Here is a 13,145-nt window from a genome sequence, read left to right on the forward strand (position 1 = left end):
GTGGGGGCCTCCGTGGAGCCTCAGGGGGCCCTGGAGCAACTGCAGGAGACCGCGCGCCAGAACCTGCCCGGCTACGCCTGGCTGGAGTCGAAGGTGGACGGGGCCCTCAAGGCGCTGAGCAATGCGAAGCCCGAGGTGCTGGATGCGAAGAAGCAGATCGAATCCATGCAGCCGGGTGACAAGTACTCGCTGTCGGGCGGCTTCGATGGCGGCTTCAAGCTGGGCCGGCTCAACACCAAGGCGCAGTACGAGGTGAGCTGCGAAGCGGAGGAGACGACCGACCCGAAGACAGGCGCGAAGGAGACGAAGCCGTCCTTCACGATGTCCATGGACGCGGAGGTGCTGGGAGGCATTGGCACCAACAAGCTCAAGGGGCTGGACCTCAAGGCCCTGGGCGGTGGCGGCGGCAAGGTCGAGTTCAAGCTCGACACTCCCGAAGACGTGATGAAGGCCACCGACATCATCAACCGCACGAAGACCGGCGCGGAGTGCTACCTCGGCCCGGCGTCCACCCAGCCGACGGTCACCGCGGAGGAGCAGGCCTGGCTCCAGAGCAAGATCTCCGCCGTGGAGGTGCGCGGCGCCAGCGTCGCGCAGATCACCGCGGAGCTGGACCTCAAGGGCACGCTGGTGGACACGGCGAGCGGGGGCATCAAGGGGCGCGGAGAGAAGTCGCTGCGCATTGAATACAAGGACGGCAAGCCGTCCGAGCTCGTGTTCAAGGAGAGCGCCCAGGTGGAGCTCAGCGGCGGCCTGAGCAAGGACCTGGCCGTGAAGGGCAAGCTGACGGGGCCGGACAACATGAAGCTGCCCTTCGAGGGCGGCGTGTCGCTGGGCGGCACCGGCAAGCTCAACGGCAAGGTGGAGATGGAGACGCGCTACCCCCTCCCGGAGGGCGTGTCGGTGGACACGCTCATGAAGGACCCGAAGGGCACGCTCGGCTCCGCGAAGGAGCAGATGGCCGCGGGCAAGAAGAGCAAGGTGACGCTGTCCATGGACGGCTCGGGCACGTACCAGGGCAACGGCGTGGGCATGGCGGTGGAGGTCAGCATCGAGGGCAACTCGCGCAAGCTCAACGAGAGCGGCGCGCTCGGCAAGCTGCTCACCGGCGACGTGCCGGGCTCGCTCCGGGCCGCGGGCAAGGACACGGAAGTGAAGCTCAAGGCGACGCCCTACACGCAGAAGGGCATCTCCCTGGCGCCCGAAATCAAGGCGGGCCCCTTCATCAGCGCGAGCTGGGAGCTGGAGGTGTCCCGGCGCACCGCCATCGTCCCGCCGATGGAGAAGAAGGGCAGCGCGGTGGACCTGGCCCAGTGGCTGGAAGACGCCCAGCAGAAGAAGGCGGCCTGAGGACCTGAAGCCTGGGGGCTACAGGGCCAGGGTCCCGGCGATGATCTCCTTCATCACCTCGGACGTGCCCCCGCCAATGGTGAGCATCCGCACGTCGCGCCAGGCCCGGGCGACGTGGCTCTCCTCCACGTAGCCCATGCCGCCATAGAATTGCTGGCAGTCATAGGCCACGCGCTGAGCGAGCTCCGTGGTGAGCAGCTTCGCCATCGCGATCTCCTTCACCGGCTTCTGCTTGCGTTTGCGATTGAAGAGCTGCACCGCGTGGTAGGTGAGCTGCCGGGCCGCCTCCAGGCGGGTGTGGTGGTCCACGAAGGTGTGGCGCCACACCTGGAAGTCGATGAGCCGCTGGCCAAACGCCTTGCGCTCGCGGCCGTAGCGCAGGGCTTCGCGCAAGAGCCCCTCCATCACCGCCACCGTGTAGAGCGCCGTCACCAGGCGCTCCGCGTGGAAGCTGTTCATGATGTGGAAGAAGCCGTCGTTCTCCCGGCCCAGCACGTAGCGGGCGGGGATGCGGCAGTCCTCGAAGTAGAGGATGGCCATGTCCGAGGAGCGGTGGCCCACCTTCTGGAGCCGCTTCGACACGGCGAAGCCCTTCACGTCCGTGGGCAGCGTCACCAGCGAGATGCCTGGAGCACCCTCCCCTCCCGTGCGCACCGCCAGCACCAGGAAGTCCGCGCGGGCGCCGTTGGAGATCCACGTCTTCGCGCCGTGGATGACGTAGTCGTCGCCGTCGCGCCGCGCGGTGGTGCGCAGCCGCGCCAGGTCGGAGCCCGCGTCCGGTTCGCTCATCGCCAGCGCCGCGATGCGCTCCCCGGTGAGCGCGGGGGCGAGGAACTCGCGCTTCTGCTCGTCCGTGCCCAGCTCGTTGATGACCGGCGTGGCCATCTGCCCCTGCACCAGCAGCGACATCGCCACGCCGCCGTTCTGCGCGCGCGCCAATTCCTCCGCGAAGACGGCGACGTACCAGGCGTCCAGCCCGCTGCCGCCATATGCCGGATCATGGCTGATGCCGAAGAAGCCCAGCTCGCCGCAGCGGCGGAACACCTCGCGGGGGAACTCCCCGGCCTGGTCCCACTCCAGCGCGTGCGGGGCCAGCTCCTTCTCGACGAACTGGCGCACGGTGCGACGGAATGCCTCGTGCTCCGGGGTGAAGCGCTCATCCATGGCAGGCCCTGTCGCGACGGGATGCGCGGCATGCTGGCAGGGCCCGCCCCACGCTTTCAAGCCAGGCGGTGCGGTGTGGGCACCGCCGGACGGCCCGGCCCGTGACAGGCCGGGGCCCCGAAGCTCACAGGGGGAGCACGGCCAGCCGCAGGCCCAGCGTGAACAGCCCGTGGAACCCGTCGTCCACGCGGGCCAGCGGTCCCTCGCGCGAGCCCACGCCGGTGATGTCCACCGTCTGGCTGCCGGTGCGCACGGTGTAGCTGCCCATCGACGCGGTGATGATGGGCCCCACCGACAGGGCGCGGGAGAGGCGGATGTCGCCGCCCAGCGTGAGGCGGGCGAAGGTGGGGCCCCGGTCGGTGACGTTCGTGTCCACGTTCGCGGGGACGAACACGCCCGGCGCGACCTGGAGCTGCGTGGTGCCCTCCACGTGGCTATCGAGGATCTCCAGGCCCACGCCCAGGCCGATCCACGGATCAAAGCCCCCGCCGGGCGACAGGTGGTAGCGGACCTCCGGCCCGATGCGCCACTGCTGGGTGGAGCAGTCGAACCCCTCCGGACACGACAGCGGGTTCTCCTTGGTGAAGACCTTCTCCCAGCTGCCCCACACGCCCAGGTAGAAGCGCGGCGTCGCGCGGAACCCCAGCTCCACGATGACGGGGATGGACACCGTCGCGGAGTCGGTGATCTTCAGGCTCTCCACGGTGCCCGCGGCGCTCAGGCCGTTCTTGTAGACGTACCCCGCGCCCAGGCCGACGTTCCCGCTCACCGCGAACTCCGGCCCGACACGCCCGGCCTCTCCATGCGCCGGAGCCATCTCCGTGCGCGTCTCCGTCTCCGTCTCCGGCTCCGTCGGGGTCACCATGTCCTGGGCCCACGCGGAGGTGGCGAGCCCCAACGCGGCGGCGAGTGACAGCGTCCAGCGGCATGGCGAGTTCATCAAGGTCATCCGGTCCATCCTCCGTGTTCGGGAATGGGTGCGGACGCAAGCAAGCCCTGGCAGCGGAGAGAAGCCATCCGCCCCCAGCTCGCGCCGCCAGCCGACAGACGGGGCCCCGGAGCGACCATTCGCAGACAGGCCCCTCGTCCCCCAGGGAGGCGCGGCGAGCCGCGGCGCCTCAACCACGATCTTCACCTTAGCAAGACGGCCCGAAAATCCAACGGGTTGACCCGGGCTGTGCCAGCCGTCAACTTGCACGCGCCGCGAAGCGGACAGGCAGCCCCTGGCGTGGTGCCGGGCCGGCTCGCGCGGCGCGAAAGGAAAGGACATGGCCGGCCTGGAGCAGGAGCTGTCGCCCGAGGCGCTCGCGCTCATCGCCGAGGAAGAGGCCCTGCTGTCACGGGTCCAGGACGCGCTCGCCGAAGCACGCCGTCAGGCCGCGGAGCGGACGCTGGACACCCAGGGGCTGATGGCCCAGCTGCAGGTGCTGCGCGACGACGCCACCACGGCGCACGCCGCGGACCTGCCGCACGTCTTCACCCAGATGAACGAGGTGCGCGCCATGCTGGAGCGGCAGGAGACCGTGCCGCTGCCGGACAGCAACGCCCCCTACTTCGCGCACCTGCGCCTGGCGGGCCCCACCGGACAGCGCGACTACCTGCTCGGCCGCACCAGCTTCGCGAACCTCGCCGCCGGGGTGCGCGTCATCGACTGGCGCTTCGCCCCCGTCGCCCGCGTCTTCTACAACTACGAGGAGGGTGACTCCTTCGAGGAGTACTTCGGTGACCGGCTCTCCGAGGGCGAGGTGGAGGCGCGCCGGCTGGTCATCATCGAGAAGGGCGTCCTCACCCGCATCAGCACCGGTCCCCACCTGCTCCAGCGCGACCCGAGCGGACGGTGGCACGCGCGCGGGCGCGACGCGTCCTCCGTGCTCTCCGGCGGCACCGGCACCGCCGCCCGGCCCGGCGCCCTGGGCGTGGGCCAGGGCGCGACGCGCACCGAGGACGCCTTCGGCGTGACGGCGCTCCTGGACGCGGAGCAGTACGCGGCCGTCAGCACCGGGCCGGATCAGCCGCTGCTGGTGCTGGGCAGCGCGGGCAGCGGCAAGACGACGGTGGCGCTGCACCGGCTGGCGAAGGTCGCCTTCGACGACGCGAAGAAGTACCCGCAGGCGCGCACCAAGGTCGTCGTCCCCGAGGAGGGCCTGGCCCGGCTGACGCGCCGGCTGCTCGCGCCCCTGGGCCTGGGCAAGGTGTCGGTGGAGACGCTGGACGCCTGGTCCCTGAGCACCGCGCGCGCGGCCTTCAGCGTGCCGGGCCTCAAGCTGGCCCCGGAGACGCCCGCGCTCGTCTCGCGCCTCAAGCGCCACCCCATGCTGCGCCGCGCGCTGGCGGCCCGCGTGGCCGTGCCGAAGGGCAAGGCCCAGCCCCTCACGCTGGAGCGGCTGCGCATCCGGCTGGCGGACGCCTTCATGGACCGCGCGTTCCTGGAGGCCGTGGTGGCGGACGCCCACGGCGAATTGCCCCGCACGGTGGTGGACGAGACGGTGGAGCACACCAAGCTGCAGACCGCCGTGCCGCTGGAGCGCCAGTACCGGGACTATGATCCGGACAGCCTCGTCACCGTGGACGGCAAGGCGATTGAGAGCGACACGCCGGACGCGCTCGCGGGCACGCTCGACTTCGACGACCTGCCCATCCTGATGTTCCTCAAGGCGCAGCGGGGCGCGCTGGGCGCGGACCGGCTGGCGCACGTGGTGCTGGACGAGGCGGAGGACTTCTCCCTCTTCGAGCTCTTCGTCGTCGGGCAGCTGTTGGGTGACAGCCGCAGCTGCACGCTCGCGGGCGACGAGATGCAACAGACGACGGCGGGCTTCGCCGGCTGGAGCGCGGCGCTGGACGAGTTGGGCATCCGCGACGCCGCCACCTGCCGGCTCCAGGTGTCCTACCGCTGCCCGCGCCCGGTGGTGGAACTGGCGCAGCACGTGCTGGGCACGCAGGCCCCGGCCTCCCCCGCGCGCCCCGGCCGCGAGGGCGCGCCCGTGGGCTTCCACCACTTCCCCGACGAGGCCCAGGCGTGGCTGTTCCTGGGAGACGCCCTGCGCGACCTGGTGCTGCGCGAGCCGCACGCGTCGGTGGGCGTCATCGCCAGCAGCCGCGAGTCCGCCCAGTCCTTCCACCGCGTCATCGCGGAGATGCCCTGGGCGCGGCTGGTGCTGGAGGGAGACTTCTCCTTCGAGCCCGGCGTGGACGTGACGGACGTGGACAACGTGAAGGGGCTGGAGTTCGACTACGTCGTCCTGCCGGACGTGACGGCGCGCGCCTACCCTGCGGACGACGAGGCCCGGCGCCGGCTGCACGTCGCCGTCACCCGCTCCTCGCACCAGCTCTGGGTGGCCTCCTCCGCCGTGCGCTCCCCGCTCATCCGGACCTTCCCCGGGGCGAAGGATCCGCTTCAGGGCTGACGGCCGCCGCCCCGCTCACGCCACTCACGCTGCCGCTGGGCATGGGCCTCGCGGCGCGCGAGCGCCTCCTCCTCCTGCCGGGGAAGCTCCGACAGCCGCGTGCGGTGCATGCGCACGCTCAGCTCCAGCAGGCCCCTGTCCTGGGACGGCAGCTTGTCGCCGTAGTCCGCGAGCATCGTGGTGGCGAAGGAGATGGCGTCCTCGGACACCTTGCGGCGGTGCTCGTAGTACTGGTGCACCTCCTCCACGGTGGCCTCGTTGGACTGCACCTTGCCAAAGAGGGCGTTCCACTTCGCCTCCACCTCCGCGCGCCGGCGCAGCTCCGCGGGCTCCTTCGTGGGCACGCCCGTGTCCCAGTACAGGTTGTCCGGCAGCTTCGCCCGGAGCGCCTCCAGGTCCGCCGGGTAGGGCCCCGAGGGCTCCTCCTCCGGGGGCGACTGCACCTGCGCCGCCGCCGCGCCCGCCAGGTCCAGCCCGCCGTCCCGCGTGCGCGGCACCCCGGACGGGGACGCGAACACCGGCGGAGGCCGGGTGTCCGGCGTCATCGCGGCCGGAGGGGCCCCGGACGCCGCGCCGTCGCCGGGAGGAGGGCCGTCCAGGGCCAGCCAGGCCCCCACCGCCAGGACGAGGACTCCCGCCGTGCCCAGGGGCAGCTTCCATCGCGCGCGCGTGCTCATGCCCAGGGCCATACCGCGCGCCTGACACCCACCGCAACCCGTTCACGCAGCACCCGCAACGCACTGCGCAAATGATACATTTAAAACATGGCGCGACGCATCAAATCCTGCTCAACGCCTGACGCATGGCGCCAATTCCAGTCCTCCCCGCTGGAATGCTGCACCCTCCATGAAATTCACTATTTTCAGCGCAAGCACACCTTCCGGGCTTACGGCTGATAAACAAACCCGTATCATCCGCGGCCGCACACCCCATTCACTCCCCCTGGAGAAGCCGCATGAAGAGTTTTGTCTGGATGAGCCTTCTGGCCCTCGCCGCCCCCGTGAGCTCCGCTCGCGCCGAGGTGCTGGTGGAAGGCATCGTCGACGTCCTGGTGGACGGCGGAAACAACTACAACTGGCAGAAGGTGACGCTGCCCGGCACCAAGTGCGGCAACGGGTCCCAGTACAAGTTCTTCGTGCACCGCACGAGCTCCCCCAACCTGCTGTTCATGATGGAAGGTGGCGGCGCGTGCTGGGACTACGATTCCTGTAGCGGCCGCACGGGCATCCTGGGGGCGGCGAACCCCAACGGCATCTCCGACGACTACATGACGCAGTTCACGGCCAAGTACGTGTCCCCCATCGTCAACGGGGCGGACCCGGGCCTGCCCTTCCGTGACCGCAAGGACATCGTCACGAAGGACTGGAACATCGTCTACCTGCCGTACTGCACGGGCGACGTGCACATCGGCAACAACGTGAAGACGTACACGGACACCACGGGCGCGAACCCTCCGCTCACCTGGTACCACTCCGGCTACACCAACACGATCGCCGCGGCGAACTACGCCAAGCAGAACTTCCCCAGCGTGCAGAAGCTGCTGGTGACGGGCTACAGCGCGGGCGGCACGTCCACGTCGTCCGGCTACTACTTCATCCGCAAGGCCATCAACCCGGCGCGCGGCTACCTGCTCAACGACTCCGGCCCCGTCTTCATGGCGCCCAGCCTGAACTCGCTGTCGCGGCCCCTGCACGACAAGATCCGCTCGTCGTGGAACCTGGACTCGGTGTTCAGCCTGCTGCCGGCCAGCTTCAACATCAACGACCTGGGCACCATCAACCGCATGGTCGCCACCGAGTTCCCGAACGATCAGCTCGCGTACACGGGCTACACGATGGACTACAACTACTCGCGCTACTCGTATGAGCGCTTCAAGACGCCCAACGACGAGGCGTCCGTCCACGCCTACTGGAAGCAGGACCAGGACGCGCTGGTCGCGGAGCTGAACAAGTACAACAACTTCAGCTACTTCATCCCCCACCAGCGGGCCATCAACGCCAGCCACTGCAGCACCATCATCACGTTCGTGGGCGCGCACGCCTGCCAGCGCATGGAGAAGAAGTACTGGTACGAGTACGCCTCCAGCCCCTGGCAGTCCTACGCCTGCCACAGCGAGTTCGTGCCGATGGACGTGTTCCTCAGCCGCTTCATCAACGGCAACCAGCGCGTGCGCATCTACGAGCCCGCGAACAACTACAACAACGAGGACGCGGGCATGAGCATCCTCGCGCCCCTCATCAACGGCGCGCTCGGCGGGTAGTCACCGCCGCCGTACCCGGAAATGAAAGCGGGAGCGGGCCAGCATCAGGCCCGCTCCCGTTGTCGTTTCAGGAGCCCGCTTCAGGGGGCCCAGAGCTCCGGAGCCCCGTCAGGTGAGGCCGGGCAGCGTGCCGGTGTAGTCCGGGTGCCCGAAGCGGTCCGCGTTGACGCCGAAGGCCTGGGCAATGGAGGTGAGCAGCTTGTTGTGCTCCACCGCGCCCGGCAGCGGGCTGCCCGGGCCCGGCCAGCTGCCCAGGGGGTCCTTGCCGGGGCGCAGGCGCAGGCAGCGGCCCATGCGGAACTTCCCGCCCGCGCCGCCCGCCAGCACCGTGGGGATGGACACGTTCATGTGGCCGGCCGCGTCCCCCAGCTCGTTCCCCCAGAGGATGACGGTGTTGTCGAGCACGCTGCCGCTGCCCTCCGGGATGGCCGCCAGGCTGTCCATGAGGAGCGCCAGCTGTTCGGCGTACCACTGCTGCACCTTCACCATCTTCAGGCGGATGGCCGTGCGCTCGGGCTCCGCCTGGGTGTCGGTGCGGTGCGCGATGTCGTTGTGGATGTCTTCATCAATGCCAATCCACGGCATGGACGGCCCGGGGATGGTCATCGTCACCACGCGCGTCAAGTCACACGCGAACGCGCGGGCGACGAGGTCCATGTGCAGCTTCGTGAGGCCGGGCATGTTGTTGATGTCGCCCAGGTCGCTCAGCTCCTCCGACGGCTCCTCCGGCTTCACGCACCCCAGCGCGCCCGTGTTGGTGAGCCGCCGCTCGATGTCGCGCAGCGCCGCCAGGTGCGTGTCCAGCTTCTGCCCTTCCGTGGCCGCCAGCCGCTTCTTCAGCCGGGTGGCGTCCTTGATGAGGTAGTCCATCAGGCTCTTGCGCTTCAGCAGGATGGCCTGCGCCTCCGCGCTGGAGCCGCCCATGGAGCCGAAGAGGCGCTTGTAGACGTTGGCGGGGTTCAGTTCGAACGGCACGCGCGAGCCGTTCTCCGTGAAGCTGATGCTGTTGTAGACGTGCTGGGCGCCGAACTGCTCGAAGGCGTGCAATTGCAGCGAGCGGAACTGGGTGACGCCGCCCACCGTGTTGCCAATCACCTGGTCCAGCGACGCGCCCGAGGGCAGCTCGTCGCCGCTGTCCACCACCACCTGGCTGCCGGTGAGGAAGGTGACGGGGCCGCCCTCATGGCCGGTGCGGCCGTGCTCGTAGAGGACGCGGTAGTCCAGGCCGTCCAGCACCAGCAGCTTGGAGCGGTGGCGCTGGAGCGGCTGGAGGACGGAGTTCTCGAAGTCGATGTTGAAGTCCTGCTCGCCGCCCTTGGGCGTCCAGTACTCGGGCAGGACGCCGTGGGGGGTGAACAGGGCGATGAAGCGCAACGGGGCGGCGTCCGCCGCTTCGGCCACGGAGCTGGTGAGCAGGTGCGCGAAGGGCGCCGCCATGGCCGTGCCGGACAGGAGCTTCAGGATGCTGCGTCGGGAGATGTCGCGGGGCATGGAGTTCTGGCTCAACGGGTGGGAAGGCGCCGCTGCGTGAAGGAGGCCGAGCGCACCAGACTGACGAGCGCCTCGGTGACTTTCAGCTGGTCCGTGCGATAGGCGCCGGTGCGCATGGCGGCGAGCAGCTGCGCGTCGGAGGCGTGCTCATCACGCCCCATCGCGTAGCGCACGAACTGCAACGGCACGCAGTTGGCCAGCTCGTCGTTCGTCGACAGGTAGCGCGCCAGCTGCGCGCCGCCGGTGAAGGGCGCCGTGATGGTGCCGTCCGGGGCCACCACGCCGCCGCTGGCGTCCACGCGGTGCCCGTTCTCCTCGGTGCGGTGCTGGCCCAGGCCGTCGAAGTCCTCCATGCCGAAGCCCATGGGGTCGATGGTCTTGTGGCAGCCCGCGCAGGCCGGGTTGCTGGTGTGCGCCGCGAAGCGCTCGCGGGTGGTGCTGTCCTCCGACACGGCCGGGGGAATGGTGGAGACGTTGGCCGGCGGCGGCGGCACCGTGCGGCACAGCAGGCGCGTGAGCACGAACTTGCCGCGCTTGATGGGCGAGGACGAGTCGAAGTGGGCGTAGGTGGACATGACGCCCGCCTGCGTGAGGATGCCCAGCCGCTCCGGGGGCAGCGTGACGCGGCCCATGCCCTCGTCGTCCACGTCGGTGCGCGCAAGGCCCCCGTAGTAGTTCGCGAGCGTGTCATCCACGTACGAGTAGTTCGCGCTCAGCAGCTCCTGCACGGAGCCCGCGTGGTCCTTCACGATGGAGTCGATGAAGGCGTTGCGCTCGCGCACCATGGAGTCGCGGAACTCCACGCTGTAGTCCGGGTACACCTGGTTGTTCTTGTTGACCTTGTTCAGGCCGTTGAGCCCCAGCCACTCAATGAAGAACTGGCGCAGCTTCAGGCGCGCGTCCGCCGTCTGCAGCAGCCGGCGCGCCTGCTTCTCGCGCTCGTCCGGCGACGTCAGCGTGCCGGCCTGGGCGGCGGCGAGCAGCGTGTCGTCCGGGGGACCGCCGGTCACCATGAAGGACAGCTCGGAGGCGACCTCGTAGGGGGTCAGCTCCACGACCTGGCCCTTGCGGGCGGTGGTGGGGCCCAGCTCCGTGCGGTACAGGAACGACGCGGAGGAGAAGAGCGCCTGGAGCACCAGCTCCGCGCCCGTGCTCATGGTCCCGCCCTGCTTGCCCGCGTTGAAGAGCGCCAGCAGGTCGGCCTCCTCCTCTGCGGTCACCGGCCGGCGGAAGGCGCGCTGGCCCACCTTCTGGATGAAGGCCTTCGCGCAGTCGTCCTGGCTCCTGCCGGAGGGACACGCGTACAGGTCGCTCAGCTGGGACTTGCCCTCTTCGGCCAGCGTCAGCGCGGCATTGTCGATCTGGTCCGCCAGCAGCGACGTCACCTGGAGCCGCTCGTGGGTGGAGAAGCCGAGGATGGTGTCCTCGGCGGCGAAGCCCCGGGCCACGTCGACGGAGGAGCCCAGCACCGCGGAGGCGGACTTGTTGAACTCCTCGCGCGTCAGCCGGCGCACGCGCGCGGGGGCCGCCGAGCTTTCGGGCGTCTCGTCCGCGCCACCGATGTCGCCGGTGCAGGCGGAAGCGGACAGCACGAGAGCGGAGGACAGGAAGAAACGACGCAATGGCATGGTGTCTGGAATTCCTATCACCTGCACGGCCTGGAGACCGGCGCACAGGCGGGCTGCAGTGTACTGGTTGCGTCCCACGCTTTCAGCGGGGAATTCATTTCCGCCCGTTTCGCCCTTTCCAAGAGGAAGAAGACGACCCCCTGGGGCCTGGGGAGAAAGCGCACCTGTCAGGTGCGCGCACACGGTGGAGCAAGACTCAGGGAGGGACCTCTTCACCGCGCGCGGTCCACCAGTTCTCCCCGTAGCTGATGAAGATCTGCTCGCCGGGGTGGATGTCCCGCAGTGCGTGATAACGGAACACATCGCGGTCCACGGCGCGGGTGTAGGACGCGTTGGGCTCGCTGGCGTGATTGTAGATCATCCCGTAGCCCATCACGAGCGCGACCCAGTCTCCCTTCCGGGGCTCCTCGTGGCGGTGCCAGCGGATTTCGAAGACGTAGTCGTCCAGCGGTTCGCCCCGGCACTGCCGCTGGGGGACCTTGAGGTAGTGACACTCCTCGATGAGCTCGCCCGCGGCGATGAAGGCGTCGGTGAAGACCCCCATCCCCCACTCGCACGGCCGGACCTTCACGCCGGGATGGAGGAACAGCGCGGGGCCCTGGTTCATCTCCGTGACTTCTCCGTGACCGTTGTCCACGGGCGCGAACCATCGCGCACCCGGGCGGCGACGGGAAGCGGGGCGCGCCGGTGGCGAGCGGGCTGCCCCAGAAAGCCAGGGAAGAAGGGGATGTCAGCCCGGCTGCTGGCCGGGTGCGCGGCGGCGGAAGGTGTGGCGCAGCAGGTACAGGCCGGGCAGCAGCGGCAGCCACAGGGTGAAGCCGCGCAGGAGCATCGTGCCCGCGAGCGCCGCCTCCACGGGGACCCCGAAGAGGTTGAGCATGCCCACCGACGCGGCCTCATAGGTGCCCACACCGCCGGGGATGATGGACACGGTCTCCGCCATGGAGGCCACCATGAAGCTGACGAACACGGTGCTCAGCGGAACCTGGAGGCCCAGCGCGCGCAGCATCGCGCCCAGCGTGGCCGCGTCCAGCACGTAGACGCCCAGTTGCAGGACGACGCCGCGCGCGAGCAGGCCGGGGTTGAGCAGCATCCCGCGGGGCACCTCCGCGATGGCCTTGAGCAGGGTGCCCAGCGCGGGGATGCGCTTCGCCCAGCGGCCCGGCGTCCACTCGCGGTGCCGCGTCACCCAGAGGATGCCCAGCGGGATGGCCAGGGCCAGCACGCCGAAGCCGGTGACGAGCCATTGGATCCAATCGCTCAGCTCCGAGCGGCGCCAGAGGAAGTAGAGGCTCACGGCCACGCCCAGCGCCTGCGCGACGTAGAAGCACAGCAACGTCAGCAGCACCGCGCCCGCGGAGGTACCGGGGCTCGCGCCTTCGCGGCGCAGGCCGCGTCCGACGAGGAGCGAGCCGCCCACGCCGCCAGTGGGGATGACCTGATCGAACGCGAGCTTCATCAGCGACAGCCGCGCCAGCGACCAGAGCGAGGTGCGCAGCCGGGCCCGGTGCAGGACCATCCACCAGATGCCCGCCACGCACAGGTACGTGCCCACCTGGCAGACGGCGGCCACCAGCAGCCACGCGGGCCGGGCCTGCCTCAGCAGCTCCAGGAATTGCTGATCCTCCGTGTGCCGGGACAGGATGAAGGCGACGAGCGCGACGAGCATCAGCGCGCCTGGAATCCACCAGCCCCGGCGGCGCTTCGCTGTCAGCTCCAGCGGCTCCTCAAGGGGGGGGATGGGTTCCGCGCGGGTGCCCGCCATGGGTCTCCTTCCTTCGGGTGGGACGGACCTCCACGAAAGGATGCACTTCGTCGCCTGCCGGGGCAGGTCGGAGTGCCCGGCAG

10 protein-coding genes are annotated in these 13,145 nt (G+C 69.7%); 3 read left to right on the top strand and 7 right to left on the bottom strand.

Annotated features, from left to right (window positions below; all coding sequences use genetic code 11):
- Positions 1–1,350: hypothetical protein (locus D7V93_RS24065; RefSeq protein ID WP_208723129.1), on the top strand; the 1,350-nt coding region annotated here is incomplete at its 5' end.
- A gap of 18 nt (positions 1,351–1,368) precedes the next feature.
- Here D7V93_RS24065 and D7V93_RS24070 read toward each other — a convergent pair.
- Positions 1,369–2,514: an acyl-CoA dehydrogenase family protein gene (locus D7V93_RS24070; RefSeq protein WP_120645636.1), complete on the bottom strand. Its 1,146-nt coding sequence runs from the start codon at positions 2,512–2,514 to the stop codon at positions 1,369–1,371.
- Positions 2,515–2,638: 124 nt separating this feature from the next.
- The gene (locus D7V93_RS24075) at positions 2,639–3,454 is read right to left on the bottom strand and encodes a hypothetical protein (protein WP_147451297.1); all 816 of its coding nucleotides are present in this window, start codon (positions 3,452–3,454) and stop codon (positions 2,639–2,641) included.
- A 328-nt stretch (positions 3,455–3,782) separates the two neighbouring features.
- On the opposite strand from D7V93_RS24075, the gene D7V93_RS24080 reads away from it, so the two are divergent.
- Positions 3,783–5,918: an ATP-binding domain-containing protein gene (locus D7V93_RS24080; protein WP_120645638.1), complete on the top strand. Its 2,136-nt coding sequence runs from the start codon at positions 3,783–3,785 to the stop codon at positions 5,916–5,918.
- Here the strand turns inward: D7V93_RS24080 and D7V93_RS24085 are convergent.
- Positions 5,909–6,607 carry a hypothetical protein gene (locus D7V93_RS24085; RefSeq protein ID WP_208723130.1) on the bottom strand — a complete coding sequence of 233 codons (699 nt, stop codon included), beginning with the start codon at positions 6,605–6,607 and terminating at the stop codon, positions 5,909–5,911. The genes D7V93_RS24080 and D7V93_RS24085 overlap by 10 nt on opposite strands.
- A 284-nt stretch (positions 6,608–6,891) precedes the next feature.
- Here D7V93_RS24085 and D7V93_RS24090 point away from each other — a divergent pair, with 284 nt between their 5' ends.
- Positions 6,892–8,178, top strand: coding sequence for a pectin acetylesterase-family hydrolase (locus D7V93_RS24090; protein WP_279636941.1), 1,287 nt, complete (start codon positions 6,892–6,894; stop codon positions 8,176–8,178).
- 108 nt (positions 8,179–8,286) lie between these two features.
- Here the strand turns inward: D7V93_RS24090 and D7V93_RS24095 are convergent, their stop codons facing one another.
- From D7V93_RS24095 to D7V93_RS24110, 4 genes are all read right to left on the bottom strand, one after another.
- The gene (locus D7V93_RS24095; protein ID WP_120645640.1) at positions 8,287–9,669 is read right to left on the bottom strand and encodes a DUF1552 domain-containing protein; all 1,383 of its coding nucleotides are present in this window, start codon (positions 9,667–9,669) and stop codon (positions 8,287–8,289) included.
- An 11-nt stretch (positions 9,670–9,680) separates the two neighbouring features.
- Positions 9,681–11,297, bottom strand: coding sequence for a DUF1592 domain-containing protein (locus D7V93_RS24100; protein WP_120645641.1), 1,617 nt, complete (start codon positions 11,295–11,297; stop codon positions 9,681–9,683).
- 196 nt (positions 11,298–11,493) lie between these two features.
- Entirely contained in the window at positions 11,494–11,904 is a 411-nt protein-coding gene (locus D7V93_RS24105; RefSeq protein WP_120629123.1) for an SET domain-containing protein, read from the bottom strand.
- A gap of 123 nt (positions 11,905–12,027) precedes the next feature.
- A complete protein-coding gene (locus D7V93_RS24110; RefSeq protein WP_120645642.1) occupies positions 12,028–13,062 on the bottom strand; it encodes a lysylphosphatidylglycerol synthase transmembrane domain-containing protein in 1,035 nt (344 codons plus the stop codon).
- Positions 13,063–13,145 lie beyond the last annotated feature (83 nt).

It is taken from the genome of Corallococcus llansteffanensis, assembly GCF_003612055.1.
Taxonomy (GTDB): domain Bacteria; phylum Myxococcota; class Myxococcia; order Myxococcales; family Myxococcaceae; genus Corallococcus; species Corallococcus llansteffanensis.

Bases quoted from the DNA above. Each gene is read 5' to 3' on its own strand.
- D7V93_RS24070 (WP_120645636.1), bottom strand. From the start codon at position 2,514: ATGGATGAGCGCTTCACCCCGGAGCACGAGGCATTCCGTCGCACCGTG.
- D7V93_RS24075 (WP_147451297.1), bottom strand. From the start codon at position 3,454: ATGAACTCGCCATGCCGCTGGACGCTGTCACTCGCCGCCGCGTTGGGG.
- D7V93_RS24080 (WP_120645638.1), top strand. From the start codon at position 3,783: ATGGCCGGCCTGGAGCAGGAGCTGTCGCCCGAGGCGCTCGCGCTCATC.
- D7V93_RS24085 (WP_208723130.1), bottom strand. From the start codon at position 6,607: ATGGCCCTGGGCATGAGCACGCGCGCGCGATGGAAGCTGCCCCTGGGC.
- D7V93_RS24090 (WP_279636941.1), top strand. From the start codon at position 6,892: ATGAGCCTTCTGGCCCTCGCCGCCCCCGTGAGCTCCGCTCGCGCCGAG.
- D7V93_RS24095 (WP_120645640.1), bottom strand. From the start codon at position 9,669: ATGCCCCGCGACATCTCCCGACGCAGCATCCTGAAGCTCCTGTCCGGC.
- D7V93_RS24100 (WP_120645641.1), bottom strand. From the start codon at position 11,297: ATGCCATTGCGTCGTTTCTTCCTGTCCTCCGCTCTCGTGCTGTCCGCT.
- D7V93_RS24105 (WP_120629123.1), bottom strand. From the start codon at position 11,904: ATGAACCAGGGCCCCGCGCTGTTCCTCCATCCCGGCGTGAAGGTCCGG.
- D7V93_RS24110 (WP_120645642.1), bottom strand. From the start codon at position 13,062: ATGGCGGGCACCCGCGCGGAACCCATCCCCCCCCTTGAGGAGCCGCTG.